Annotated in this window: 19 protein-coding genes and 2 pseudogenes; 6 read left to right on the top strand and 15 right to left on the bottom strand. The window is 75.0% G+C overall.

The genetic code is table 11. The annotated features are described in order from the left end of the window. From ABGA99_RS22220 to ABGA99_RS22200, 5 genes and pseudogenes are all read right to left on the bottom strand, one after another. Entirely contained in the window at positions 1 to 3,816 is a 3,816-nt protein-coding gene (locus ABGA99_RS22220) for a S8 family serine peptidase (protein ID WP_347583284.1), read from the bottom strand. A 117-nt stretch (positions 3,817 to 3,933) separates the two neighbouring features. Further along, the gene (pcaD, locus tag ABGA99_RS22215) at positions 3,934 to 4,692 is read right to left on the bottom strand and encodes a 3-oxoadipate enol-lactonase (RefSeq protein WP_347583305.1); all 759 of its coding nucleotides are present in this window, start codon (positions 4,690 to 4,692) and stop codon (positions 3,934 to 3,936) included. 110 nt (positions 4,693 to 4,802) lie between these two features. Beyond that, a pseudogene (locus tag ABGA99_RS22210) lies at positions 4,803 to 5,313 on the bottom strand (protocatechuate 3,4-dioxygenase subunit alpha). Between the two features lie 10 nt (positions 5,314 to 5,323). Continuing rightward, positions 5,324 to 5,638, bottom strand: a pseudogene (locus ABGA99_RS22205) (hypothetical protein); the annotation flags it as partial. A 125-nt stretch (positions 5,639 to 5,763) separates the two neighbouring features. After that, a complete protein-coding gene (locus ABGA99_RS22200) occupies positions 5,764 to 6,660 on the bottom strand; it encodes a LysR family transcriptional regulator (protein WP_347583283.1) in 897 nt (298 codons plus the stop codon). A gap of 57 nt (positions 6,661 to 6,717) precedes the next feature. Between ABGA99_RS22200 and ABGA99_RS22195 the strand changes: the two genes are divergently transcribed. Then, entirely contained in the window at positions 6,718 to 7,620 is a 903-nt protein-coding gene (locus tag ABGA99_RS22195; RefSeq protein ID WP_347583282.1) for an EamA family transporter, read from the top strand. Between the two features lie 132 nt (positions 7,621 to 7,752). Then, positions 7,753 to 8,868 (top strand): isoaspartyl peptidase/L-asparaginase, encoded by a 1,116-nt coding sequence (locus ABGA99_RS22190; RefSeq protein ID WP_347583281.1) that lies wholly within the window; start codon positions 7,753 to 7,755, stop codon positions 8,866 to 8,868. Between the two features lie 112 nt (positions 8,869 to 8,980). On the opposite strand, the gene ABGA99_RS22185 is transcribed toward ABGA99_RS22190, so the two are convergent. From ABGA99_RS22185 to ABGA99_RS22145, 9 genes are all read right to left on the bottom strand, one after another. After that, positions 8,981 to 9,562 (bottom strand): hypothetical protein, encoded by a 582-nt coding sequence (locus ABGA99_RS22185; protein WP_347580003.1) that lies wholly within the window; start codon positions 9,560 to 9,562, stop codon positions 8,981 to 8,983. A 329-nt stretch (positions 9,563 to 9,891) separates the two neighbouring features. Then, entirely contained in the window at positions 9,892 to 10,671 is a 780-nt protein-coding gene (locus tag ABGA99_RS22180; protein WP_347583280.1) for an FHA domain-containing protein, read from the bottom strand. A 144-nt stretch (positions 10,672 to 10,815) separates the two neighbouring features. Continuing rightward, positions 10,816 to 12,681: a serine/threonine-protein kinase gene (locus tag ABGA99_RS22175; protein ID WP_347580005.1), complete on the bottom strand. Its 1,866-nt coding sequence runs from the start codon at positions 12,679 to 12,681 to the stop codon at positions 10,816 to 10,818. Positions 12,682 to 12,799: 118 nt separating this feature from the next. Continuing rightward, positions 12,800 to 13,570, bottom strand: coding sequence for an FHA domain-containing protein (locus ABGA99_RS22170; protein WP_347583279.1), 771 nt, complete (start codon positions 13,568 to 13,570; stop codon positions 12,800 to 12,802). Positions 13,571 to 13,673: 103 nt separating this feature from the next. Then, complete coding sequence (locus tag ABGA99_RS22165) at positions 13,674 to 14,570, bottom strand: Gfo/Idh/MocA family oxidoreductase (protein ID WP_347583278.1); 897 nt, start codon at positions 14,568 to 14,570, stop codon at positions 13,674 to 13,676. Then, positions 14,567 to 15,766: an ROK family protein gene (locus ABGA99_RS22160; RefSeq protein WP_347583277.1), complete on the bottom strand. Its 1,200-nt coding sequence runs from the start codon at positions 15,764 to 15,766 to the stop codon at positions 14,567 to 14,569. Before ABGA99_RS22160 ends, ABGA99_RS22165 begins: the two co-directional genes overlap by 4 nt. Positions 15,767 to 15,781: 15 nt before the next feature. Beyond that, the gene (locus tag ABGA99_RS22155; protein WP_347580009.1) at positions 15,782 to 16,648 is read right to left on the bottom strand and encodes a carbohydrate ABC transporter permease; all 867 of its coding nucleotides are present in this window, start codon (positions 16,646 to 16,648) and stop codon (positions 15,782 to 15,784) included. Beyond that, positions 16,648 to 17,664, bottom strand: coding sequence for a sugar ABC transporter permease (locus ABGA99_RS22150; protein WP_347583276.1), 1,017 nt, complete (start codon positions 17,662 to 17,664; stop codon positions 16,648 to 16,650). Before ABGA99_RS22150 ends, ABGA99_RS22155 begins: the two co-directional genes overlap by 1 nt. Positions 17,665 to 17,712: 48 nt before the next feature. Continuing rightward, the gene (locus ABGA99_RS22145; protein WP_347580011.1) at positions 17,713 to 19,116 is read right to left on the bottom strand and encodes an extracellular solute-binding protein; all 1,404 of its coding nucleotides are present in this window, start codon (positions 19,114 to 19,116) and stop codon (positions 17,713 to 17,715) included. Between the two features lie 155 nt (positions 19,117 to 19,271). On the opposite strand from ABGA99_RS22145, the gene ABGA99_RS22140 reads away from it, so the two are divergent. The 4 genes from ABGA99_RS22140 to ABGA99_RS22125 all read left to right on the top strand — a co-directional run bounded on the left by ABGA99_RS22140 (position 19,272) and on the right by ABGA99_RS22125 (position 24,634). After that, complete coding sequence (locus tag ABGA99_RS22140; protein WP_347580012.1) at positions 19,272 to 20,318, top strand: zinc-binding alcohol dehydrogenase; 1,047 nt, start codon at positions 19,272 to 19,274, stop codon at positions 20,316 to 20,318. 76 nt (positions 20,319 to 20,394) lie between these two features. Next, entirely contained in the window at positions 20,395 to 21,195 is an 801-nt protein-coding gene (locus ABGA99_RS22135) for a sugar phosphate isomerase/epimerase family protein (RefSeq protein WP_347583275.1), read from the top strand. Beyond that, positions 21,192 to 22,646 carry a trehalase family glycosidase gene (locus ABGA99_RS22130; RefSeq protein ID WP_347580014.1) on the top strand — a complete coding sequence of 485 codons (1,455 nt, stop codon included), beginning with the start codon at positions 21,192 to 21,194 and terminating at the stop codon, positions 22,644 to 22,646. The genes ABGA99_RS22135 and ABGA99_RS22130 overlap by 4 nt, the downstream gene beginning before the upstream one ends. Next, positions 22,643 to 24,634, top strand: coding sequence for a glycogen debranching N-terminal domain-containing protein (locus tag ABGA99_RS22125; RefSeq protein ID WP_347580015.1), 1,992 nt, complete (start codon positions 22,643 to 22,645; stop codon positions 24,632 to 24,634). Before ABGA99_RS22130 ends, ABGA99_RS22125 begins: the two co-directional genes overlap by 4 nt. A gap of 96 nt (positions 24,635 to 24,730) precedes the next feature. Here ABGA99_RS22125 and nhaA read toward each other — a convergent pair whose 3' ends face one another. Then, positions 24,731 to 26,626, bottom strand: coding sequence for a Na+/H+ antiporter NhaA (gene nhaA / locus ABGA99_RS22120; RefSeq protein WP_347580016.1), 1,896 nt, complete (start codon positions 26,624 to 26,626; stop codon positions 24,731 to 24,733). Positions 26,627 to 26,899 lie beyond the last annotated feature (273 nt).

Raw genomic sequence — 26,899 nt, 5'->3', positions numbered from 1 at the left:
TCACTTCAGCGCGTAGGCCCGCTTCACCGTCTGCTCGACGCTGTTGCCGGCGTCGTCCCACGCCTTCACGCGCAGCGAGACGAAGCCGCCGTCGTCACCCACCGAGGGGTGCCGCAGCCAGACCCGGTAGCCGCCGTCCCACCAGGGCATCGCCGTGGCGTCCCGCCAGGTGGCACCGTCGTCGAAGGAGGTGGAGACCTCCATCCCCTTGATGCGCCGCCCGTCGAGGCCGTCCTGGTGCCGCGCCGTGATGCCGAGCGGCACGAGCCGCCCGCCGGGCGCCGCGCCCCGCGCGTCGGTGGGCACGTCGTAGTCGAGCTGCACCAGCGGCAGCAGGTCCTGCCTGCCCGCCGCGGGGCGGTCGGCCGCGAACGACCAACTGGTGCGCGTGCTCACGCCCGTGCGCCACTCCGGGGTGGTCCTGTCGACCGCGAGGTCGAGACGGTACGTCCCCTTCCCGCCGGTGCCGCCCGCGGGGAACGCGCCCCACGCCGTGCGGCCTTCGGCCAGCTTCTCGCCGTCGCGGTACAGCGCCGCCGAGGACTTGTCGGCGGGGGTGCCGTCCCAGTCGCCGCCGTCCAGGCGGCTGTAGTGACCCTCCTGGGAGTCGGCGAACTCCGGGATGCGGATGGTGAGCTGGTCCCCCTCGCGGTACGAGGTCAGCCCCTCCACGCCGCGCGGGATCGCGGGCCGCACCACGGGCGCGAACCAGCTCTCCTCGACCCGCTCGCCCGCCCGGTAGGTGCGGGCCTCCTGGATCATCCCGCCGGCCAGCGGGTTGAAGGTGTCGAAGGTGTAGCGGTGGTGGACGTTGTGGCGCCAGAGGGTGTCGCCGGCGCTCACGTACTCGGTGCGCTCGTGCGGAGTGGGCACGTGCCGCTGGTACTGGTTGATGGCCGTCCCCATCCACGGCCGCCAGCCGAAGCGCTGCTCCTTGGCCCAGGGGTTGCCGCCGGAGTCGCCGTAACTGGTCTGGACGGTGGCGGTGTTCGAGCCGTTCACCCGGTGCACCACCCGCTCGGGCACCTGCTGCTTCGCCACCTGCATCACGTCGTACATGTACGGGCTGGCCGGCGTACCGCGCAGTTCGACGGTCGCCCGGCCCCCGGCCAGCGCCGCGCGCAGCTTCTCGCCGACGTCGTACCGGACCATCGCGCCCACCGCGGGCAGCCGGTCGCCGCCGGGCCGCCACACGCTCCAGCCGGGTGTGCCCTCCGGGCAGACGACGATGACGTACTCGGCCCCGGCGGCCGCGGCGCGGCGGACCACGTTCTCGTCCTGCGGGCTGTCGCCGTCGACCAGGACGGCCGCGCGGGCGAGGTCGGCACCGTCGTCGGCGAGGGCGGCGAAGTCCGCCTCCGTGCCCGCGCCGGCGTCGACCAGCGGCAGCCGCCGGTTGCCGTCCAGGGCGGGGGAGCGGCCCATCAGGCGTACGGCCTCGATGCCGGCGCTGCCCTGTGTCCCGGTCCCGCGGACGGTGCCGGTGAGCATCGGGGCCTCCAACTGCCAACGGGAGGAGACCTCGAAGACGCCCTCGCGGGCCTTGGCGGTCGGCGTCACGTACAGCTTGCGGCCGTCGACGCTGAACTCCATGTGCCCGTGGGAGATGCTGCGGTTGCCGAACTCGCGGTGGCTGTAGAAGCTCATGACGGCTTCCTGCACCGCCGGCTTCGGGGTCTCGATCTTCACCTCGTTGGCCTTGCGGGCGTCGAGGACGACGTCCAGGTCGCGGTCGACCTTGAGCTGCGGGTCGACGATGAGGCTGTCGACGCTGCCGCCCGGGATCTTGTCGGAGATCACTGCGTGCAGGAAGTACTCGCCCTCCGGCACCTCGACGGTCAGCGTCCTGCCGTTCGCGATGTACGTGACGACGTCGTAGCGGTCGTCCTCGCCGAAGAGCGTGACGGGGTTGACGAAGGCCGGCTGCCCGGCGCGGTCGATGCCGCGCAGCGTGACGGTGCGCGTCGGTGCCTCGCGGACGGCGCCGATGGTGGTGTGCGCGACGGTGTCGCCCGCGGTGGCGGTGACGTACCCGCCGTAGCGGCCGGGGCGCAGCCCCGCCGGGTCGAGGGTGACCGGGACGGTCGCGGTGCCGCCGGCGGCGATCTCGACGGTGTCGCCGTCCGGCAGGCCCACGGCGTCGGCCGGGACCGGCTCGCCGTTCGCGGCCCGCAGCGAGGCGGCGAGCTGCAGCGTCACCGGCGCGTCGGAGGCGTTGGTGTACGTGACCTCGCGCCGCACCGGCTCGCCGCCCTCGTCGACACCGCCGAAGCCGAGGGTGCCGGTGGCGTACACCTGCTGCGCGTCCGCGCGGGCGGCGTCCACGCGCCCGCCGCCCTGCTCGTAGACCGTCAGGTCGTCGTGCCGCTGCGCGGTGCTGACCAGCGCGTCCTTGAGCTGCTGCGCACTGAAGTCGGGGTGGCGCTGCGCGATCAGCGCGGCGGCGCCGGCGACGTGCGGCGCGGCCATGGAGGTGCCGGAGGCGGCCGTGTAGAGGTCGTCCACGGGCGTGCCCATGGCGGTGCCCGCCGCGCGGGCGGCGACGATGTCCACGCCGGGCGCGGTGATGTCGGGCTTGACGGCGAGGTCGCCGACGCGCGGGCCGCGGCTGGAGAAGCCGGCCAGCGACTCGTCGCGGTCGACGGCGCCCACGGTGAGCGCGGCGTCGGCGGCGCCGGGCGAGCCGACGGTGGCCGAGCTCGGGCCGTTGTTGCCGGCCGAGGCAACGAAGAGGGTGCCGGTCTCGGCGGTCAGCCGGTTCAGGCCGAGGCTCAGCGCGTCGGTGCCGTCGGTGGCGGCGTCGGTGCCGAGGCTCATGTTGACCACGTCGGCCCCGGCGCCTGCGGCCCACTCCATGCCGGCGAGCACCTGCGACTCGGAGCCGAAGCCGTCGTCGCCGAGCACCTTGCCGACCAGCAGCCGGGCGCCGGGGGCGACGCCCTTGCGGGAGCCGTCGGAGCCGGCGCCGGTGCCGGCGACGGTGGCCGCGACGTGCGTGCCGTGGCCGAAGGCGTCGCCCGTGGTGGGGCTGTCGGAGAAGTTGCGGGCCTCGTCGACCTTGCCCGCCAGGTCCGGGTGTTCGGCGTCCACGCCCGTGTCGAGCACGGCGACGGTGACGCCCTCGCCGTCGTGGCCGCCCTGCCAGACCTCGGGTGCGCCGATCTGCGCCACGCTGCGGTCGAGCGAGGCGCTGACCTTGCGGTCCAGCCAGATGCGCTCGATACCGCCGGCGAGCTTCGGCCCGGCCGCCGTCCTGGCGTTCTTGCGGTCGTCGTCGACGGCCTCCCAGAGGCGGTCGGCCCCGTCCTTGCCGGCCTTGACGGCACGGGCGTTCAGGCTCGGCAGCGCGGCGCCCGCGGTCACCCCGGGCAGCTCAGCGGCATCGGCGGTGCGGGCGCCCTCGGCGTAGGCCACGATCAGCGGGATCCGCTTGCTCTTCCCGTCGCCGTAGCCCTGCTCGACCAGTTCGGTGATGTTGAACAGGTCGCGGTCCACGGCACCCGAGCCGACGTAGGGCACCGCGTCGGTGGGGATGACGTGCAGGTCGCCGTCGATTTCGAGCTGCTCGAAGCCGCCGCCTCCGCCGGCCCCGTCGCGTGGCGTCACGGTGGCGGCCTGCCGGCCGTCGGGGAAGCGCTCAAGCCGCACACGGTCGCCGGTGACGAGCGTGACGACGCTGAGCGAGGAGCCGGCCGCCCGGTCCGCGACCGTCGCGCCGCCGGGTGAGGCGGCTGCGTGGATCGCGGATGGCGCCAGGGTGACCAGGAGCGCGCCCGCGGTGGCGAGCGCCGGCAGCTTTACTCGTCGTAGATGCACGGGGAAAGCTTTCGGTCCTGACGGGCGGCTGTCACGATCTACGGCGTGCCGGGCTTGCGACATGTCGCCTGTACGACAACGGGCGCCCGGCTTCGGGCGGGTGGCCGGGCGCCCGGTTCAGCCGGGGCTGTACCGGTTTCCCGGGCCGTACGCGGCGGGTGCGAAGTGGGCGAGCAGAGCGGCCAGGACGGCCGCCGGCCGCTCGACGGGCGCCAAGTGGCCGGTGCGGGGCAGCTCGACGAGGGCGGCGTCGGCGATGCCGTCGGCCAGGGCGCGGGCGTGGGCGGGCGGGGTCGCCACGTCGTCCCGGCCGGCGACGACGAGGGTGGGCGCGGCGACGCGGGCCAGGTCTGCACGGAGGTCGAGGGCGGCGAGGGCGTCGCAGCAGGCGGCGTACGCGGCCGGGTCGGCGGCGCGCAGTGCGGCGGTCAGGGTCCGTACCGCCGGGTCGCCGCCGGCCGCGAACCGCGCGGTGAACCAGCGCTCCGCGGCGGTGCCGGCGACCGGCTCGATGCCCTCGGCCCGGACCAGGGCGGCCCGTTCGCGCCACCGGGCCGGCGGGCCGAAGCGGGCCGAGGTGCAGATCAGGGCGAGCGCGTCGACGCGGCCGGGGTGGTGGGCGGCGAGCCAGGTGCCGACGGCACCGCCGAGCGAGATGCCCGCGTAGCGGAACCGGGCGACGCCCAGGGCGTCCGCGACATCGAGGACGAGGCGGGCGAGCTGCGCCACGGTGCCGCCGGCGCCGAACAGCCCGGCCCGCGAGCGGCCGTGCCCCGGCAGGTCCCAGCGCACCACGCGGAACACCTGGGCGAGCGCGGGCACTTGGGCGTCCCAGACGGCGGTGGTCGTGCCGAGGGACGGCCCGAGGACCAGCACGGGGCGGCCCTCGGGCCCTTCGACGCGGTGGTGCAGCAGGGGCGCGGCGGTGGCCCGGCTCCCGGCCCCGTGCGTCCGGCGGCCGGTCGCGCCCGTGCTGCGTAACCCGCTCACCCCGGGCCGTCCCCGCCGGGCCCGGAAGGCGCGCGGACGTCGAGGAAGACCGTCTCCTTCTCGCCCTGAAGGTGCACGTCGAAGCGGTACGTCCGCTCCCCTTCGGCGCGCGCGAGCAGTGCCGCGCGCAGCTCCCCGGGCAGCGCGGCCACCGGGCCCCCGGCGGGCGGCGCGGCGAGGTAGGCGCGGGTGTATCGCCCAGTGGCCGTCCCCGTCGGTGGCCACGCGCGCGAAGCCGGTGAAGTCCACGCCGTTGCGGCCGGGGAAGCCGCCGGTCACGGGGGCGCGGCGCAGCGAGCCCGGCCGGCCGTCGAGCGCGCCGCCGGGGGCGGCCTGCCAGCACTCCAGCAGCGCGTCCGGCACCGGCTCGCCGGCGCCGTCGTGGACGCGGCCGTGGACGGTGACGGTGTCCGGGTGCCCGGCCGGGGCGACGTCGCCGACGCCGGGGAACGGCAGCGCGTGGCCGTAGAAGGGGCCCACTGTCTGCGCGGGGGTGGGATCGTGCATCAGCGGCCTTCCTCCCCCGGTTCCGCCAGGTGGCGGCGGGGCCGTCGAGGACGACGTCCCAGCGGTAGCCGAGGGACCACTCCGGCACCGACAGCGCGTGGTCGTAGGTCGCGACCAGCCGGGCGCGGGCGGCGGCGTCGGGGTCGGCGAGGGGCAGCGGCGGCCGCCGCGGGTGGCGCAGGACGGTGCTGCGGTACGGGGCGAAGTCGCGGGCCGGGTGGTGCGGGGCGGGGGCGCCGGCGGCCACGGCGGCGGCGGTGGCGCGATGGGCGGCGGCGATCTCCTCGGATATCCGACGCTGCGTCAGGTGTGGTCCGGCGGCCACGGCCGCTGCACCTCCCGGGGGCGAGGCGGCTCCGGCGCGGTTCCCGGCACCGGGTCCCGCGTGCGCCTGGCGCACGAGTGTTCACATCGGCTCCCCGCCGAGTCTCCGCGCTCACCTCGCGGGTGTCAACGCCCCCGCGCCGGCCGGGTCTTGCCGCCGCGGCGGGCCTCGTGTTCGCGGTAGAGGTCCTGGAGGAGCGCGACCGCGTCGTGCGTGGCCGGGTGCGGGTCGTGGCGGCGCCAGACGAACAGCACGGCGACCGGCGGCGCGTCGCGTACGGGCCGGTAGACGATGCCGTCGCGGCGGTACTGCGCCACGGTGCTCTCCGGGGTGAGGCCGACGCGGCGGCCGGTGGCGATGTCCGCCAGCCAGTCGTCGACGTCCCGGGTGTGCTCCACCGCCGGCCGCGCCGCCTCCGGCCACATCTCGGCGCTGGTGGTGCCGGTGCGGCGGTCCACCAGGACGGTGCGGTCGCGGATGTCGGCGAGCCGCAGGCTGCGGCGGCGGGCGAAGGGATCGTCGGCGGCCATCGCGCAGTAGCGGCGCTCGTGGCCGACGACGGCGTGGGCGTAGCGCCGCTCGTCGACGCCGGTGCGGACGAGGGCGAGGTCGCAGAGCCCTTCGGCGAGGCCGCCGGTGGCGGAGTTGGTACGGATCAGATGCAGCTCCACGTCCGGGTGCCGGCCGGCCCAGCGGCGCTGGAACTCCGCGGTGTGCCGGCCGGCCGCCGACCAGGCGTGCCCGATGCGCAGCCGGGTGTGGCCGGTGGTGGCCTCGCCGACGAGGTCGTCCGCCTCGGCGAGCAGGTGCCGCGCGCGGGCGAGCACCTGGACGCCCGCGGTGGTCGGGGTGACGCTGCGGCTGGTGCGGTGGAGCAGCCGGACGCCGAGGATCCGCTCCAGCCCCAGCAGGGTGCGGGAGACCGCGGCCTGGGAGACGCCCAGCTCGATGGCGGCGTCGGTGAAGCTGCCGGTGTCCACGATGGCGACCAGGCAGCGCAGGTGCCGGAGCTCCAGATCCATGACTTCAGCGTATAGAACGCGCGGCACATGCATTTTGCGCATACGAACCGGGCGCGCATGCTCCGTGCCATGACCGCGGAACCGCAGCCCGCCACCGCCCTCCGACCGCGCCCCGGCCCGCAGGAGGGCGCCCGGCCCGGCGGCCGCGCGGCCGGGGTCGCGATGATGCTCGGCAGCGGGCTGTCGAACCAGACAGGCGCCGCCGTCGCCGCGCTGGCCTTCCCCGTCGTCGGCCCGGCCGGGGTGGTCGCCGTACGGCAGTGGGTGGCCGGGGCCGTGCTGCTGGCGGTGGGGCGGCCCCGGATGCGTACGTTCACGCGCGCACAGTGGTGGCCGGTGCTGGGGCTGGCCGCGGTGTTCGCGGTCATGAACCTCTCGCTGTACACCGCGATCGGCCGGATCGGCCTCGGCCTCGCGGTGACGCTGGAGTTCCTCGGCCCGCTGGCGGTGGCGCTCGCCGCCACCCGCCGCCGCACCGACCTGGCGTGCGCGCTGGCCGCCGCCGCGGCCGTCGTCGTCCTGACCCGCCCGCGCCCCGCCGCCGACTACGCGGGCATCGCGCTCGCACTGCTCGCCGCCGTCTGCTGGGCCTGCTACATCCTGCTGGGCCGCACCGTCGGGCGCCGGCTGCCCGGCGTGCAGGGCCCGGCGGCGGCGGCCGTCTCCGGCCTCGCGTACGTCCCCGTCGGCGCCGTCGTGCTGGCCCACCGCCCGCCGACCGCCGCGGCGCTCGGCTACGCCGTCACCGCGGGGGTGCTCTCCTCCGCCGTCCCCTTCCTCTCCGACCTGCTCACGCTGCGCCGCGTCCCGGCCCGGCTGTTCGGCACCTTCATGAGCGTCAACCCGGTGCTGGCGGCGCTCGTCGGCACGGCCGTGCTGGACCAGCGGCTGGGCCCGTACGAATGGGCGGCGATCGCCGTGATCGTCACCGCCAACGCCGTTGTCGTCACCCGCCGCTGACAGGCGCACCCCGGCCGATCGGTGGTGTACGACGCCTTGGCAGCCGGCCCGTACGGCGCCATGATCGCCCCCGGCGGCCGGGCAGCGCGCCGGGCCGCCAGGAGTGATGTGCACCAGCGAGAGGAGCGGCTCATGTTTCGCAGGACATCGACGCTCGCGCGCACCGCGCTGCTTGCCGCGGCGGTCGTGATCACCCCGGTCACCGCCCTCGGGGCGGCCGCCGCGCCGCAGCAGGGCGCGGCCGCCGACCGGGCGCCGGCCGCGCCGGCCGGTACCCGTACCACCCAGGATCAGAAGGAATCCGGCGATCCGAACACCAGCGAGAAGGCGCGGGACGTCGTCTTCGCCCTCCACGGCGGGGCCGGCACCCTCAGGCGCGAGGACATGACCCCCGAACTGGAGCGGGAGTACCGCACCAAGCTCACCGAGGCCGTCCGCACCGGGCAGCGGGCGCTGGCGGACGGGAAGTCCAGCGTCGCGGCCGTCGAGGCGGCGATCAACGTGCTGGAGGACTCGCCGCTCTTCAACGCCGGCAAGGGCGCGGTGTTCACCACCGACGCGGAGAACGAACTGGACGCCTCGATCATGGACGGCGCGACCCTGGACACCGGCGCGGTCACCGGCGTGACCCACATCAAGAACCCGATCTCACTGGCGCGGGAGATGATGGACAACTCCCGGCACGTGCTGATGAGCGGCGAGGGCGCGGAACGCTTCGCGCAGCACCGCGGCATGGACCTGGTGACCCAGGACTACTTCTTCACCGAGCGGCGGTGGGAGTCCCTGATGGCCGCCAAGGGCGGCGAGTCGGACTTCGACTTCGGCGAGACCGGCACGGTCGGCGCCGTCGGCATCGACGGCGACGGCGACCTGGCGGCCGGCACGTCGACGGGCGGGCTGACGAACAAGCCCGTCGGGCGCATCGGGGACTCTCCGATCGTCGGCGCGGGCACGTACGCGAAGAACGGCAACATCGCGGCGTCCGCGACCGGCACCGGCGAGCTGTTCCTCCGCGAGGCCGTCACGCACACCGTCTCCGCGCAGGTCGAGTACCTGGGCCGGTCGGTGTCCAAGGCGGCCGGGGCGGCGATCGACAGGACCGAGGCGCTGGGCGGCGACGACACCGGCGGGGTGATCGCACTGGACTCCCGCAGGAACCTCGCGTTCACCTTCAACACCTCGGGAATGTACCGGGGTTACGCCACCGCGGACGGTGAGATCGTGGTCAAGATCTTCGCCGACGAGTGACGGCCGGGGCGGCGGGGGCCGGTCTCCCGCCGCCCGCCGCACCGGCCCGGCGGGCTCGGGGCGGGTGCGCCGCGCCGGGCGGCGGCCCGTACGGCCCGACGGTCCGAAGGCGTCAGCGGCTCGTGCAGCACGGCATGGGGGCCGGGGCCTCGAACGGGATCAGCGTCTCCGCCGCCGCCCGGACCGCCGCGAGCACCAGCCGCCCGTCGAGCCACTGCGGGCGCACGTGCCCGCGAGTGACCATCCTGGCCTCCCACGGCGGTCCGTGCGGCGCGCCGAGCAGCACGACCTGCTCGATCGCCGAGGCGCCCAGCAACTCGCCGACCGTCATCGTCCCGCTCAGCGCGTCCGCCCCCGGGTACAGCACCGCGCGGCCGACGCTGCGCGAGGCGTGCTCGGCGGCGGCGCGGGCCGCCGCCGCGGCGGCCTCGCCGGGGCCGTGGCGGGTGCCGCCGGGCAGCCCGGCGACGGCGTGGCCGCGCGCGGTGAGCCACCGCCAGGCGGCGGCCGCGTCGGTGGCGCCGGCCAGCGCGAGGGAGACGGCGATACGGGGCTGCTCGCCGGAGACGAGGTGGGTGCAGCCGTACGCGGTGCGCGGCAGCCGCAGTTCGCCCGCCAGGGCGTGCAGCAGGTGGTCCGCGTCGCGCAGTTCGGTCAGTCCGGGGTCGGCGCCGAGGACGTAGGCGCTGCTCATGCGCGGTGGCGGGTCGCGATACGGGCGGCGGGATCCGCGCCTCGCCGGTGATGGTCGCGGGGTCGGTGTCCGTGGCCCATGACGCCCTCCCAGTCGTGCCGGGTGCCGCGTCCTGACGCGGCGGCTGCTGCCGAGGGTCGGGCCGCAAGATGAACGCCGCGCGACCCGGCGGTGATCGCCGAAGGGCAGTCCGGCGGCGGGTTCGAGGGCAGGCCGGGGCGGACCGCCGGGCAGGGCGGACCGGCCGGCGGCGCCGGCCGTACGCCTGCGGCCACGGGCGCGCCGGGCACCCGGCCGGCCGGACGCCCGCCGCCCGACCGCGGCCTGCCTCAGCCCGCCACGCCGTCCAGCAGCCCCAGGTCCGGCGGCACCAGTGCCGTCGCCGCCACCAGATCCGTCAGCAGCCGGTGGTCCGGCGTACAGCCCTGCGGCTCCGGCGCCTCCTCGGCCCGTAGCGCCGGCAACCGCCCGCCGTGGCGCGCCAGCCGGCGGCGTACGTCCTCCACCCGGCTTGCGACCTCCGCCGTGCCCCACCGCTCCCCCGGCCGCAGGAACGCCATCACCTCCGCCGCCTGCCGGTACGGCAGCGGGCGCGGGTCCGGCTCGTGGCGCAGATACCGCTGCCCCAGCACCACCAGCACCAGCCGCTCGTCCTCGGACAGCGCCCACGCCGCCGGCAGCGGTGCGCCCGCGAGGCCCTCCGGACCCGCCGTTTCCGGACGGACCACGTACAACTCCACCAGATGCTCGCGGAAACCGGAGCCCCTGACGAACACCGGCGTGTACCCCGCGGCCAGCGGCAACCGGTCCGAGCCCGGCGGCAGCAGTCGCCCGCGCGGCAGCCGCAGCGCCTGCTGCCCGGTGTTGCGCAGCGTCCAGCCGCCCTCCAGATACGTCAGCTCGCCGTGCCGCCGGCTCACGCCCTGATCGCTCCGGCCCACGGACAACTCGACGTCCCCGCCCGCGCCCTCCTCGCCGGGACCGCGCCCGAACCGTACGGTCAGCCCGGGCAGCGGCGCCACCTCGATGCCGTCGGCTGCCGAACGCGCGTGCAGCGTGCCCGGCTGCGCGGGCCTCACACCGCGGGCCAGGCTGTCGCGCCCGCTCATCCCCGGTGTCCTCGGATACGGTCCATCGCAGGTCCCCTCGGCCGCGGCCGGCTGCTGCCGACCGCCCCACGGTGCTCCCTGCCGCCGGGGACCCCTCCCCGCCGCCGGTCACGAACCTGTACGGGGCGCACGGGCCGTACCGGTTCAGATCCTCGGCAGCTCCCGCGCGGCCGTCTCGGCGAGCTGCGTGGCCATCCCGCACAGCTCGTCCGGCGACTCGTCGTCGCCGTCGAGGGTGAGGTAGAGCAGTTCGACGGCCTTCTGGCCGTTCTCGTCGGGGTACTCGCGGTACTCGACCCGTACCGTGCAGGTGTCCTCGCCGTCGTACGCCGGGGAGACGACCGCGTCGCGGCCCGCCATCATGGTCACCCTGCCGTCCTCGCCGCTGAGCGGCTGGTCGCGGTCGTAGCGCAACTGGACCTCTATGTCGCGCGTGGTGCTGTACCAGTCGCAGTCCCAGTTGCCGAAGCCCACGTCGGGGTCGCCGGCGTCGACGCCGGGGACGATCTCCAGCGCGCGGGCGTCGAGCAGCCGGCAGGCGTCCAGCCACAGCAGCGACACGTCCGCCGCCGGCGGGTCGCGGCGCGGGACGGTGCGCTTCTCGGTCCGGGCCTTGCCCAGCGTCTCGCTGGCGGTCCTGGCGGCGATGTCGGCCATGTCGCACAGGGTGCCGATGCCGCCGTAGTCCCGGGCGGCCCCGCCGTCGACGTAGATCCAGATGCTGACGTCGCTGTCCGCCTCGTCCGGCAGGACGAGGGCCCGCGCGCACTCGTCGCCCTCCTGCGGCCCCTCGATGATGCCGATGCCGCCGAAGGTACGCACCGGGGCCGGCGACTCGGGTGCGGGTCCCGCGTCGAACTCGACCTGGACGTCGATGTGTTCCCCGTCCTCGCCCTGCGGGTAGACCAGCACGTCGCAGCGGTCGAAGTTGCCGTAGTCGCGGTCCCGCTCCACGCTCTGGCCGAACCGGGCGAACTCGCCGGGGTCGGTCAGGGCGCACGGGTCCATGGTGCGCCGGTCGCCGATGACCGAGCCGGCGTGCGGCTTCCCGTCGCCCGGCTGACGGCCCGGCTCGTCGTCGTCGCGGTCGGGGGTGAGCCACCAGAACCAGGCGCCGGCCAGGGCCGCCGCCGCGACCAGCGCCGTGCCGGCGGCGACGGACGCCCGCGGGTGCCGGCGCGGCGTGCCGAGGAAGGCGAACCGCCGGGCCCACCTGCGCTGCCCGGCCGCCTCCTCCAGTAACCGGCGGGCCTCGGCCGCGTCGGGCCGCCGGTCGGCCCGGCGGCGGAGCATCGCTTCGAGCGGCGCGGCGAGGGGCCCGGTGTCGCGCTCCCGGCGCAGCACACCCTGGCTGACCTTCCACTCGCGCAGCGTGGACTCGTCCTCGTCGCCGTCGTCCTCGTCGTGGGGGACGCCGGTGACGGCCTTGTAGAGCATCGCCGCGAGGGAGTACACGTCCGAGCGGGGCACGGGCGAGCCGTTGACGACCTCGGGGGCGGCGTAGTCGGGGGTGTAACTGAGCGGGCGGTCCGGCGAGATGGTCTCGTTGCTGCCGGTGCGCTGGGCGGAGTCGAAGTCCGTGAGCTTGGGCGTGCCGTCGTCGGTGATGACGACGTTGGCGGGCTTGACGTCGCAGTGCACGACGCCGTTGGCGTGCAGCGCCGCCAGCGCCGACGCGATCTGCGCGCCTATCCGCGCCGCCTTCTCGGGCGCCATCCTGGGCTGCTTCTCCAGGCTGCCGCCGGTGACGTGTTCCATCACGAGCCAGCAGCCCGCGTCCGGTCCCGACTCGATGAACTCCACGCCGTAGAGCGTGACCACGTGCGGGTGGGTGGCCCTCGCCTGGGCGCGGGCCACACCGAGCAGCCGGGGGCGCTCGCCGATGGCGCCGCCGCGTTTGAGCACGACCCTGCGGCCCAGTTGCTCGTCCGCGGCGAACCAGACCTCGCCGCGCCCCTCGTCACCGATCAGCTCTTCGAGCCGGTAGCGGTCGCCGACAAGCCGACCCACGCGCACCGCGACTCCTTTCGCCTGTCTGCAGGGCGAAATGTAGCGGCTGCGCGCGGCACTGGCACGGCGTCTTCACGACTTCCCCGCGTCAGCCGCGCCGAAGCGGCGAAAAGGGCGCTCAGCTTGAGAAATAGTCGTCCAGGAGTTCGAGATCGGTCGGTACGAGGGTGGTGGATTCCACCAGTCCGCGCAGCAGGTTGTGCTTCAGGACGCTGTCGCTCGGGCCGCCGCCGTCGTCGCCCCGGGTCACCTGGTACGGGAACCCGCCGCGCGCCAGCCGCCGGCGGACGTCCTCGACCCGGTGCTCGATGACGCGCTTGGTGATCCCGTCGGCGCCGGGCAGGAAGGCCAGCAGCTCGGCCGCCTGCCGGTAGGACAGCGGGCGCGGATCCGACTCGTACTGCAGGTACTGCTGTCCGAGGACGACGAGCACCAGCCGCTCCTCCGGGGAGAGCGGCCAGCGCTTGGGCGGCAGCGTCTCGGCGCGGTGGCGCGGCACCCGGCCCGCCTCGCCGGCGTCCGTGACGTACAGCTCGACGAGGTGCTCGCGGTGGCCCGAGCCCTTGACGAACAGCGGTGTGTAGCCGGGGGCGAGGGGGATCGGCTCGGTGGAAAGGTGCATGAGCCGGCCGCGGGGCAGCCGGACGAGCTGCTGGCCGGTGTTCCGCAGCCACCAGGTGCTGCGCTGGTACGACAGCTCTCCGTGCCGGCGGCTGACGCGCAGGTCGTCCTCGCCGACGCACAGGTCGACCTCGTCCTTGTCGCGCCCGAAGCGCACCACGCGCTCGGCGCCGGGCGGCACCCGGATTCCGCCGGCGACACTGCGGGCGTGCAGGGTCCCGGGCGGCGACGGCGCGGCCCCGCGCGCCAGGCTCTCTCGCAGGGTCATCGCCGGCCTCCGCAGCTTGTGACGGTACGTGCCCCACCAGTGTCCCGCGCGGCCCCGGGAGGGGTCCCGGGGCCGGTGCGACCGGCGTGGAACCGGCCGGGGTTCAGCCCGGCAGGGCCTGGTGCAGCAGCTCCTGGAGGCGCAGGCCGCGGCGTGCGTCGAGGCCGCTGGGGCGGCCGGCACGGACGGCGGCGGCGAACTCGCGGCGCAGTACGGGCCAGCACTCGTCGTGGTCGAGCCCCGCGGTGTCGTAGACGAGTTCGTCGCCGGGGCCGAACAGCTCGACGCGGGTGCGGGCGGCGGGCAGCCGGACACTGCCCGACAGCGACGCCTGGCTGACGGCGCCGTTCTCGTGCTCGCAGGTCAGCTCGATCCAGCGGCGCGGGTCGCCGGTGCCGCGCACGGCGGCGACGGGGCCGACGGCGGCGTCGAGGAGGTCGAGCAGGTGCGGGCCGAGGTCGAGCAGGGCGCCGTGCTCCAGCCGCCAGGCGGTGGCGAACTCGCCGCCGAGGAAGGCACCGTGGAGGTAGCAGGAACGGGCACCGGAGATGTCCGCGGCGGCGGCGCGGCGCAGGAAGTCGCGGGTGGCGGGGTGGTACCGCTTGGTGAGCACGAGCTGCGAGACGACGCCGTGCTCGGCCACGGCGGCGGCGACGGCGCGGGCGGCCGCGAGGTCGGGGCCGAGGGGCTTCTCCAGCAGCAGCGCCTTGCCCACGGCGGCGGCGCGTACGGCCAGTTCGGCCTGGACGGCCGGCGGTACGGCGAAGTCGACGGCCTCGCAGCCGTCGAGCAGTTCGGCGAAGGAGCCGGCGACCGCGGCCCCGTACGGCGCGGCCACCTCGGCGGCGGCCTCGGGACGGCGGGCCCAGACGGCGGTCAGCTCGGTCTCGGGTCCTTCGGCGAGCATCCGGGCGTGCATGGCGCGGGCCCAGGGCCCCGCGCCGACGAGCCCGACCCGTACCGGCGGCACCGGTATGTCGGCCTCGGCGCCGGCCGTCATCGCGCACCGTTTCCGCTACGGGCCGCCAGCCGCTCGTCCGCGCGGCCGGGCGCGTACAGGTGCTCCACCACCAGCGCCCCCGCGCCCGCGAGCCCCGCACCGTCGCCGAGGCCGGGCGTGACGACCTGGAGGTGCGCGGTGGTACGCGGCATCGCGCGCTGGTACAGCAACTCCCGTACGCCGGTGAGGAAGGGCGTGCCGGCGAGGTCGCCGACGATCATGAGCACGCCGGGGTTCAGCAGCGTGACGACCGTGGCCAGCACCTCGCCCACCCGCATCCCGGCCGCGCGCGCGAGCCGCACCGCGTCCGGCTGCCCGGCGGCGAGCAGGTCGCGCACGTCGGAGCCGGAGGTCGCGGGCACACCCAGCTCGGTGAGCCGGCCGGCCAGCGCCCGCCCGCTGGCGACGGCGGCGAGGCAGCCGTACGAGCCGCAGGCGCAGAGGGCGTCCATCCCGTCGTGCAGCCGTACGTGCCCGATGTCGCCCGCGCCGCCGTCGATGCCCCGGTAGATGCGGCCGTCCACGACGACGCCGGCGCCGATGCCGGTGGAGACCTTGACGAGCACGAAGGCCGCGCAGTCGGCGAACCCGGCGCGCTGCTCCGCGAACGCCAGGAGGTTGGCGTCGTTGTCCACGAGCACCGGCACGTCCTCGGGGCCTTCCGCGTGCTTGGCGAAGGAGCGGCGCATGTGGTCCTGGATCGGGTAGCCGTCCCAGCCGGGCATGATCGGCGGCTGTACGACGAGGCCGGTGTCGAAGTCCACCGGGCCCGGCACCGAGATGCCGATGCCGCACACCTCGTCCGCGCGCCGCCCGGCCTCGGCGAGCAGCGGGCCGAACCAGCGCCCCAGCTCGTCGAGGACCGGCTCGGGCCCGTCGCCGACGCGCAGTTCGCCGGTGCGCTCGGCGAGCGGCCGGCCGGCGAGGTCGAGGACGGCGGCGCGGCCGTGCCGGGTCTGCAGGTCGGCGGCGAGCACGACGGCGTGCTCGGTGTCGAACTCCAGCTGCACGGAGGGCCGGCCGCCGGTCGAGACGCCGGCGGCACCGCGCAGCCAGCCGGCGGCCTGGAGTGCGTCGAGCCGGCCGGCGACGGTGGAGCGGGACAGGCCGGTGGCGTCCTGCAGCGCCGCCCGGGTGGTGGCCTCGCCGGTGCGGATGAGCTGGAGCAACTGCCCCGCGCTGGCCTGGTTGCGCATACGTCGTCTCTCCGCTCAGCTCTTGTCGGCGCCGCTGGTCAGCCCCTCGGTGAGGAGCCGTTCCGCGGCGAAGAACAGCAGTACCACGGGGATGGTGAGGACCACGGAACCGGCCATGAGCACGGTCTTGGAGACCTCGATGCCGTTGGAGAGCTGCGCCAGGCCCAGCGAGACGGTCCAGCTCTCCGGCTCGGCGGCGAGGAAGAGCAGGGCGAACAGGAACTCGTTCCAGGCGATCATGAAGACGTACAGCCCGGTGGCCATCAGCGACGGCGCGGCCAGCGGCAGCACCACCTTGCGCAGCGTCTGCAGCCTGCTGCAGCCGTCGAGCGCCGCCGCCTCCTCGATGGAGGCCGGGATGGTGACGAGGTAGTTCTTCAGCATGTAGACGGAGACCGGCACGGTCTGCGCCACATAGACGATCGCCAGGCCCACCAGGCTGCCGGACAGGCCCATCCGCGCGAACATCACGAACAGCGGGACGGCCAGCAGCGTGGCCGGGAACAGGTAGACGGCCAGGAACATCGCGCTGACCTGGCGGCTGCCGAAGAACTTCAGCCTGCTGACGGCGTACGAACCGGGCACGGCGGCGGCGAGCGTGAGGACCACGGTGCCGAGCGAGACCAGCGCCGAGTTGAGCATCAGCTTCAGGAAGCCCTGGCCGCCGTCCTCGGTCGGCTTGAGCACGTCCCGGTACGTCGCGGTCGTCAGCTCCTTCGCCGACACCCACATCGAGCCGGGGTCGACCAGCAGGGAGTCGATGGGCTTCAGCGACAGCACGACCATGTAGTAGAAGGGGACCAGCGTGATCAGCGCCAGGAACGCGATCACCACCCAGCGGAGCGTGCCGAAGAGGCGGTCCTCGAACTGCGCGCGCGTCATCACGCCTCCTCCTGGACCCGCTTGGCGAAGAACGTGAAGTAGACGCCCAGCAGCACCGTCAGCACGGCCGCCAGGACGAGCGCCTGGGCCGCGGCGGCGCCCACGTCGAAGCGCGAGGTGAGGAAGTCGTAGACGCGCACGGCGGCGACGTCGGTGCCGGCGCCGCCGCCGGTGAGCAGATAGACGTCGTCGAACTTGTTGAACGTCATGATGAAGCGCAGCACGCACAACAGCGCGATCACGGGCATGAGCTGGGGCAGCAGGACGTGGCGGAAGCGCTGCGAGACCGTGGCGCCGTCCACGGTCGCGGCCTCCTCCAGGGTGTCCGGCACCGCTTGCAGCCGGGCGAGGAGGAAGAGGAAGGCGAAGGGGAAGTAGCGCCATATCTCGAAGGCGATGACGGTGAGCAGGGCCAGGGGTATGTCGACGTGCCAGCCCAGCAGGTTCACCTCGTACTGCCGGGTGGACAGGAAGGCGATCGGGTCGTCCCAGCCGAAGGCGTCCCGGCCCCACTCGTTGACCACGCCGTACTGCGGGCTCAGCGCCACCTCCCAGACGAACGCGACGGCGACGACGGGCGCGACGTAGGGCAGCAGCATCGAGCCGCGCAGCAGGCCGCGGCCGCGGAACGGGCGGCGCAGCGCGAGGGCGGCGACGAGGCCGAGCAGCACGGAGCCCGCGGTGGCGCCGACGGTGTAGACCAGGGTGGTGCCGAGGCTGGACCAGAAGCCGGCCGAGGCGAAGACGTCGGAGAAGTTCTCCAGCGACCAGTTGCCGAACAGCCCCATGCCCTGGATGTCGACGAGCTTGGCGTCCTGGAAGGCCAGCAGGACCGTCCAGAGGATCGGGACGATCACGACGACCAGCACCACCAGGAACGTGGGGCTGACGAAGGCCAGGCCGGCGCGGTTCTCGCGGCGGCTCGCGGTCAGGGGGCGGCGGGCGCGCGGCCGGCCGCCGGCGGGCGGGCGCGGGCCCGCCGAGTTCGCCGCGGGGCGGCTGTCGATCGTGGTCATGTGCGGTTTCCTCGGTGAGGGTGCCTCGGGGGAAGAGGGGCCGGCCGGTTACTCAAGGGAGGTCTTCAGCGCGTCGACTTCTTCGTACGCCTCGCGCGCGGCCTCCTCGGGACTCGTCTGTCCCGAGGTCATGGCGCCGACGGCCTTGGCGACGGGCAGTTCGCCGTTGGTGGCGCCGACGAGCGCGCCCTCGCCCTGGTCGATGCCCCATCGCTTCATGTCGCCGACGCCGGCGACGAGCTGGTCGAGCAGTTCGGGGGAGAAGACCTCCTCCATCGACTTCCTGCTGTCGACGCCCATGTCGCTGGCGCGCCAGGCGTCGAGGTAGCGCTCGGGCCGCTCGGGGGTGCCGGTGCGGACCGGGATCTTGCCCTCGGGCGCCATGCCGAACCAGTCCTCGTAGCCGGCGCTCATCATGTACTCGATGAACCGGGTCGAGGCCTCGGTCTCGGCGGTCTTGGTGGCGAGCCACGAGGTGATCTCGCCGAACTGGGCGGGCTCGCCGCCGCCGGGGCCCTTCAGGGAGGTGACGATGCCGCTGTTCTCGGCGAGGAACCCGGGGTCGTCCTTGCACTCGGCGCAGCTCGGCATGGCGTCGTTGCGCAGCCCGGCCAGCTCGTCCAGGAGGAACGAGGACCAGATGATCATGCTGGACTGGCCGGCGAAGTAGGTGGCCCGGGTGGTGTCGACCGTCTGCAACCCGGGCGGGCCGTACCGGCGGGCGAGGGAGTCGTACGTCTCGAAGGCGGTGCGGCACCGCGCGGAGTCCAGGCCGATGTCGCCGCCGCCGTCGACGAGGTCGCAGCCGTTGGCCAGGGCGAGGTCCTCGAAGCTCTGCTGGGTGAAGACGTCGGCGGGGTCGGTGGCGACGGATATCCCGTCGCGGCCCTTGACGTCCAGCGTCCCGGCGGCCTTCAGCAGGCTCGCGTAGTCGTCGGGGACGTCGAGGCCGGCCTCGCGGAACAGGTCCTGGCGGTACGCGACGATCTGCACCCAGGCGTCGGAGGGCACCCCGAGCCGGGTGCCGCCGTCGGCGGTCAGGCGCAGCCCGTTGGCGTCGAAGGTGTCCTTGCCGAGCCGGTCGACGACCTCGGCGGGGATGCGGGTGTTCAGCAGCTCGTTGCTGTACATCTGCCAGGCCTGGCCGAGCGGTACCGCGCCGATCACGTCGGGCAGGTCGCCGGCGGCGGCGGCCGACATGATGAGCTGCGGGAGCTGGTTCTCGTCCACGCCGACCAGCTCGACCTCGACGCCGGTCTCGTCCTCGAAGCGGTCGACGACCTTCTGGGTACTGGCGATGCGGTCGGTCAGGCTCTCCTCCGACCACACGGTGATCTTCCGGTCGGGCTTGCCCGGACCGGAGGCGTCGGTGGCGCAGCCGGCGAGCACACCCATGGCGAGGGTGCTGGCGAGCAGGGCCGAGATCCGCGACCGCCGGGTCCACGTGCGCATGTTCTGATCCTTTGACTGTTCCTTGGATCGACTTAAGCGTTGGCGGACTGCATCACACCACTACTTTTTCATGTTGACAAGACATAAGTCTGAGATATGTTCGACGCAAGTCGTTAACAGCCGTGCCCCCGATCAGCCCACCCGGAGCACCCACCGTGGAACGCGTCGTCCAGTTCACCGCCCCCCGCCAGGTCGAGGTCGCCGAGCACGAGAGCGCCCCTCTGCCCCCCGGCCACCTGCGGGTCCGTACCCGGTACTCCGGCATATCCGCCGGCACCGAACTCACCGCCTACCGGGGCACGAACCCGTATCTGACCCGCTCCTGGGACCCGGAGGCCCGGCTGTTCCGCGAGGACGCGGCGGGGCTTTCGTATCCGGTCGCCGGCTGGGGCTACTCCGAGGTCGGCGAGGTCACCGAGGTCTCCCCCGAGCTGGCCGGTACCCCGGCCCTGCCCGCGGCCGGCGACCTGGTCTGGGGCATCTGGGGCCACCGCAGCGAGGGAGTCGTCCCCGCCGAGCGCCTGGCCGGGCACACCCTGCCCGCCGGACTCGACCCGCTCGCCGGGTCGTTCGCCAGGGTCGGAGCGATTGCCTACAACGCGGTCCTCGCCGCCGGCATCCACGTCGGCGAGGACGTCGCCGTCTTCGGGCAGGGCGTCATCGGGCTCCTCGCCACCCGGCTCGCCGCGCTCAACGGCGGCACCGTGACCGCCGTGGACACCCTCGACGCCCGGCTGGAGCGGGCCGGCCGGCACGGTGCGGCCCGTACGCTCAACGCCCGCGCCGACGCCGTCGCCGAGGGGATCCGGGCGGCGACCGAGGGGCGGGGCGCCGACGTCGCCATCGAGCTCAGCGGTGCGTACGCGGCGCTGCACGAGGCGGTGCGCTCCGTCGTCGTCGACGGCCGGGTGGTGGCCGCCGGCTTCTACCAGGGCGACGCCGTCGGGCTGCGGCTCGGCGACGAGTTCCACCACAACCGGGTCCGGCTCGTCTGCTCCCAGATCGGCGGCGTCCCGCCGGAGCTGGCCGGGCGGTGGGACCAGCAGCGGCTCCAGCGGACGTTCCTGCGGCTCGTCGCCGAGGGCCGCGTCGAGGTGCTGCCGCTGGTCAGCCATGTGGTGCCGGCGGCACAGGCGGCGCAGGCGTACGCCCTGCTCGACGAGCGGCCCGAAGCCGCCCTCCAGGTCGTCCTGGAGTTCTGAGGACACCGTGCCCGACCCCGCACCCCGCTCCGCGCATCCGCGCACACCCCCGCGCAGAAAGGCCGACCGCCCCGCCATGTTCTCCCTCGCGGCCCAGGAACAACTGCTGCCCGGCGACAGCCTCCAGGAGAAGTGGGAGTTCGCCCAGGCCGCCGGCTACGACGGCATCGAGCTGCGCGCCCAGGGCGAACTGCGCTTCGCGGCCCGGCTGCCAGAGCTGAAGCGGGCGCTCTCCGACGGCGTCGTCATGCCCACCGTCTGCGTCGAGATGCTGCACTTCTTCGGCGCGTTCGACGCCGGGCAGCGCCGCGACGCGGTGGCGCAACTGAAGTCGCAGCTCTCGGTGATCGCCGAGATCGGCGGCATCGGCGCGCAGACCCCCGCGTCGTACGGGATGTTCTCCCGCCGGCTGCCGCCCTTCACCCCGCCGCGCGACGAGGCCGGCGACCGCGCCGTGCTGCTCGACGGGCTGGCCGAACTGGGCGAGCACGCGCGCCGCGAGGGCGTCACGCTCTTCCTGGAGCCGCTGAACCGCTACGAGGACCACATGGTCAACCGGCTGGAACAGGCCACGGAACTCATCCGCGCCACCGGCCTGGACAGCGTGCGCATCGGCATCGACAGCTACCACATGAACATCGAGGAGGCCGACCCCGCCGCAGCCGTCCTCGACAACGCGCCCTGGATCGGGCACGCACAGGTCTCCGACTCCAACCGCTTCCAACCCGGCGCCGGCCATCTGGACTGGCCCGCCTGGCTCGGCGCGCTCCGCGCCGCCGGCTACACCGGCTGGCTCGCCGCCGAGTGCCGGCTGACCGGCGACCCGGCGGCGGCCGTCGCCGCGGTGCCGGGGTTCCTGCGCAGGGCCGGCGCATGACGGCGGTTCCCGCGAAGGGGCGGGGCGCGACGGCGCTGACGGCGGCGCCCGGGGACGGGACGGGCGGCGGAGTGTCCGGGCCCGTACGCCCGGACGACCCGTGGCGGGCCGCCGCGGCGGTGCTGCTCGGCAACTGGACGGGTACCTCCACCGTCCCGTCGCGCACGCTCTACCCGCACCAGTGGAGCTGGGACTCGGCGTTCGTCGCGATCGGGCTGCGGCACCTGTCGCCGCGGCGGGCGCAGCGGGAGCTGGAGATGCTGCTCGGCGCGCAGTGGGGCGACGGCCGTATCCCGCACATCGTCTTCAACCCGGCCGTGCCGCACGCCGCGTACTTCCCCGGCCCGGACTTCTGGCGCTCGGCGGGCCCGCCCGCGGCAGGCCGGAGCGGGGGTGCCGGTACGGGCGCGGGGGCCCGCGCCGGCGCCCCCGCGCACACCCAGACCTCCGGCATCGTGCAGCCGCCGGTGCACGCGCTCGCCGCGCTGCTGGTGCACCGCGCGGACCCGGCGGCCTCCGCGCGCCGCGGCTTCCTGGCCCGCGTCCGCCCGCGGCTGCTGGCCTGGCACCGCTATCTCACCGAGGACCGCGACCTCGGCGGCGCCGGCCTGGCCGCGATCGTCCACCCCTGGGAGTCCGGGATGGACAACAGCCCCTGCTGGGACGGCCCGCTGGCCCGGATCGAGCCGGCCCCGGCGGCGTCGTTCCGCCGGGCGGACCTCGCCCACGGCGATCCGTCGGACCGGCCGACCGACCTCGACTACGGCCGGTACGTACGGCTCGCCGCCGACTACCGCGACGCGGGCTACGCGGACGCGGGGGTGCGGCACGGCTTCGCCGTCGAGGACCCGTGCGTGAACGCGCTGCTGATCGCCTCGGAGGAGGCGATGGCGGAGATCGCGGCGGAGCTGGGCGCCGACCCGGGGGTGCACCGGGAGCGGGCCGCGCGGCTGACGGAGGCGCTGGTGGCCCGGTTGTGGGACGACGGGGCCGGCATCTTCCGCAGCCGCGACCTGCGGACGGACCGGGCCATCGAGGAGTACGGCGTCGCCGGGCTGACCCCGCTGCTCGCCTCCGGGCTGCCGTCCGCGGTGGCGCGGACGCTGCGGGACACCCTGGCGGGCGGGCACTTCCGCCTCGGGGAGCTGCCGCTGGTCGCGTCGTACGACCTCAAGGGGCGGGCGTTCGACCGCACCCGGTACTGGCGCGGGCCCGCGTGGTTCAACACCGCCTGGCTGCTGGAGCGCGGCCTGCGCGGGCACGGGGCCGCAGCAACGGCGGACGCGCTGCGGCAGGCGGTGCTTTCCGGGGCGGCGGCGTCGGGGTTCGCGGAGTACGTGGACCCGCTGACGGGTGCGGGCCGGGGGGCCAGGGGCTTCAGCTGGACGGCGGCGCTGGCGCTGGACCTGGCGACGTCCGGCGGGGCGTGGCCCGGGGCGGCGGCGCGATGAGCGACGGACGGGTCCTGCTCGTACGCGACGGTACGTTCGCCGCGCTCACCCGGGGCGGCGCCGTCACGGGCCGCCGTGGCACGTCCCCGGACGGGCTGTTCCGCCACGACACCCGGCACCTCAGCCGCTGGCGCCTGACGGTCGACGGCGCGGAACCCGCGGTCCTCACCCCGGCCCGCGACGGCACCCTCCCTGCCACCAGTGTCCTCACCCCGCCGGCCGTCCGCGACGCCCCGGCCCCGTACACGGTCTTCCGTGAACAGGCCGTCGCCCCGGGCCTCCTGCTGGAACGCCTGCGCCTGGTCAGCAACAGCCCGGAAGAGTCGACGGCCCGGCTGGAGCTCCTGGCGGACGCGGACTTCGCGGACCAGTTCGAACTACGGTCGGACGGCCGCACGTACGCCCGCCCGCCGGAGGCGACCCGGGCGGCCCGGGAGCGGCCGGACGGCGTCGAGTTCACCTATCGCCGCGGCGAGGGGTGGCTGTCCCGTACGACGGTGCGGTGCGACCCGCCGCCGGACGAGGTGACGTACGCGGACGACGGCCCCGGGCGCGCCGCAGGCACCGCCCGGCGGCTCGTGTGGACGCTGAGCCTCCCGCCGCACGGCACCGCGGAGCTGGCGCTGCGCGTCGAAGCCCGCCCGCACGGCGCCCCGGCCGCCGCGGACACGGCGACCCCGGCCGAGGCCGCAGCCGAAGTCCGCGCCGGGATCGAGGCGTTCACCGGCCCGCCGCCGGAAACCGGTACCGCTCCCCTCTCCCCCGCCGAACGCTCCGCGCTCCGGCGCGCCTGCGCGCACGGGCTCGCCGACCTCGCGCTGCTGCGCGTGCCCGCCGCCGGGCCCCGTGCCGAAGCGCTCCGTGTGCCGGGGGCCGGGATTCCGTGGTTCCTCACGGTGTTCGGGCGGGACTCCGTACTGACCTCCCTCTTCGCCCTGCCCTACCGTCCCGCCCTCGCCCGCGACACCCTCCTCGCGCTCGCCGCCACCCAGGGCACCCGGTACGACGCCTTCTCCGCCGAGCAACCGGGACGTATCGCGCACGAGGTGCGCCACGGCGAGCTGGCCGCCTTCCGGCAGGTGCCGTACGGGCGTTACTACGGGTCCGTCGACGTCACCCCGCTCTTCCTCGTCCTGCTCCAGACGTACGCCGAGGCCACCGCCGACACCGCACTCGCCGCGCGGCTGGAGCCGCAGGCGCGGGCCGCGGTGGCGTGGATGCTGGGGGACGGCGGGCTGGACGAGCGCGGCTGGCTGGTCTACACGCCCGATCCCGGCGGGCTGGTCAACCAGAACTGGAAGGACTCCGCGGGCGCGATCTGCTTCGCGGACGGTACCCAGGCCGACGGCCCCCTCGCGGTCGCCGAGGCGCAGGGCTACGCGTACGACGCCCTCGTCCGCACCGCGCGGCTCGCCCGCGGCGTCTGGGGCGACGCCCCCTACGCCGACCGTCTCGACGCCCTCGCCACCGGGCTGCGCGACCGCTTCCACCGCGACTTCTGGCTGGATGCGCAGGACTTCCCCGCGCTGGCGCTCGACGGCCGCGGGCGGCAGGTGGACGCGCTCGCCTCGGACGCCGGCCACCTGCTGTGGTCCGGGATCCTGGACCGCGCACGCGCCGAGCGCACCGGGCGGCGGCTGCTGGCCGGCGACTTCTTCTCGGGCTGGGCGGTGCGTACGCTGGCGGCCGGTCAACGGCCGTACCACCCGCTGTCGTACCATCGCGGGAGCTGCTGGCCGCATGACAACGCCGTCATCGCCCTCGGCCTGGCCCACTACGGCCTCGATGCCGAGGTCCGCACGCTGGCCCGGGGGCTCCTGGCCACCGCGGAGGCGCACGGCTGGCGGCTGCCGGAGGTGCTGGCCGGTTACGCACGCAGCGACCACCCGGCACCCGTACCGTATCCACACGCCTGCTCCCCGCAGGCGTGGGCGGCCGCCACCCCGCTGGCGCTGCTCACCGCAGTCTCCGGGGGCGGCGGAACCTGACGCCCGCCGCCCCCGGTCCCCCACCTCCGCGCCCCGCCCGAGCCGGACCCGCGCCCCGCGCACCGGCCGACCGCCGCCGCGCTCGGCGGCCGGCGCTCACTCCTCGTCCTCCTCGTCCAGCATCGCCCGTGCCCGCGCCGCCCGTACCGCGGCCGAGAGGCTGTCGATGTCGTACGCGCCGTGGTGGCGGCGCCCGTTGACGAAGAACGTCGGCGTGCCGGCGACCCCGCTGAGGTCCGCGGACTCGGTGTCCGCGGTGACCCGGCCCGCGCCGCTGCCGGTGTGCAGCGACCGGCGGAACCGCTCGACGTCGAGCCCCAGGTCCACCGCGTGCTCCAGCAGGTCCCGCGGCGTCAGCCGGTCCTGGCCCGCGAGCAGCCGGTCGTGCATGGCCCAGAACGCGTCCTGCTCGGCCGCCGCCTCCGCGGCCTCGGCGGCAAGCTGGGCGCGCGGGTGCACGTCGGTGAGCGGCAGGTGCCGCCAGACGTAGCGGACGTCGCCGAAGTCGGCGAGGAGGTCGCGTACGACGGGCTCGGCCCGGCCGCAGAACGGGCACTCGAAGTCGCCGTACTCGACGACCGTGACGGGCGCCTTCAGCGGGCCGCGGATGTGGTCGCGCTCGTGGTCCACGGGGACGGCGAGGTCCACGACGACGGGGGCGGTGCCCAGGAGGGCGCGGATGCGCCGGGGCTTGGGCAGCCGGGCGGTGGCGAAGGCGACGAGCGCGGTCACGGCGCCGGAGCAGACGACGGCGGCGAGGATCCCGATCTTCGCCTGGGCAAGCTCCTCCCCGTGGAACGCCTTCGTGGCGATCAGCAGCGCGACGGTGAACCCGACCCCGGCGATGGTGCCCCCGCCGGCGACCGCCGCCCAGCCGACGGGCGGGCGGGTCCGGCCCCGGCTCAGCCACGCCGTCAGCGCGGTGGCGCTGACGATACCCAGCGGCTTGCCCAGCACGTACGCCGCCAGGATGCCCAGCGTCACGGGCGAGGTGAACGCGCGCGCCAGCAGGTCGCCGTCGAGCTGGATACCGGTGTTGGCCAGGGCGAACAGCGGGACGATCACATAGCTGCTCCACGGGTGGTACATCCGCTGCAGCCGCTCGTTCGGGGAGATCGCCGAGGCGATGCCCTGGCGTGCCTCCCGCTCCAGCTCCGAGGTGGGCTGCTCCCGGAACGAGCGGAACAGCCCGCTGGCCCGCTCCAGCTCGCTGCGCGGCGCGGGATAGGCGTACGTGGCGAGCCCGATGAGCAGCCCGACGACGACCGGGTCGATGCCGGACTCCACGAAGGCGACCCACATCGCGACGCCGAGCAGCGCGTAGACGGCGCCGCGACGGCTGCCGGAGTTGCGCAGGGCCACGATGGCCGCGAAGAACACCACGCCCGCGAGCAGCGCGGGCCACTCGACGGAGCTGCTGTAGACGAAGGCGATGACGGCCAGGGCGACGAAGTCGTCGACGACGGTGATGGTGAGGACGAAGGTGTAGAGCCGCCGCGGGAACCTCTTGCCGAGCAGGGCCAGCATGCCGAGCGCGAAGGCGGTGTCGGTGGACATCGCCACACCCCAGCCGGAGGCGGAGGAGTCGCCGGCGTTGATGCTCAGATAGATGAGCACCGGTACGAGCATCCCGGCGACGCCGGCGACGAACGGCAGCGTCATACGGTGCCGTTCCCGCAGCTCCCCCATGTCGAACTCGCGCCGTGCCTCCAGCCCGACGACCAGGAAGAACAGCGTCATCAACCCGGTGTTGACCCATTCGCGCAGGTCCATGCCGAGGCTGCGGTCGCCCAGCTCGACGGACAGGTGGGTGTGCCAGAGGTCGGCGTAGCTGCCGGGTGCGGCGTTCGCCCAGACGAGGGCGATGACGGCGGCGGCGACGAGGAAGGTGGCGCTGCCGCTCTCGGTGCGGATGAACGTCCACCGGGCCGAGGTGGCCGGACCCGCTTCCGTCGTCCGGTCGGCGGGCGGCGCGGCGTCCGGCTGCGGCATGCTCGGTCTCTCTCGTCTCGCGAACCTGGTCGACGCGAGGACGTGGGGGCGCCGCCGTGTACCGATGTTACGCGCCGCGCACGCCCTGCCCGGGGTGCGCGGCGCTCCGGCACGGCGCCGGAATCACGGCAGGTCCGTGGCCCGGGTGTCTTCGATCCAGCCCATGGTGCGTTGGACTGCTTTGAGCCAGTCCTTGTATTCGCGTTCGCGGGTGGTTTCGTCCATGCGGGGGGTCCATTCGGCGGCGCGGCGCCAGTTGGCGCGCAGGGTGTC

It is taken from the genome of Streptomyces sp. B5E4, assembly GCF_039871555.1.
Lineage (GTDB): Bacteria > Actinomycetota > Actinomycetes > Streptomycetales > Streptomycetaceae > Streptomyces.
The sequence above is the reverse complement of the archived record's forward strand: the minus strand, read 5'-3'. Positions and strand labels throughout refer to the sequence as shown.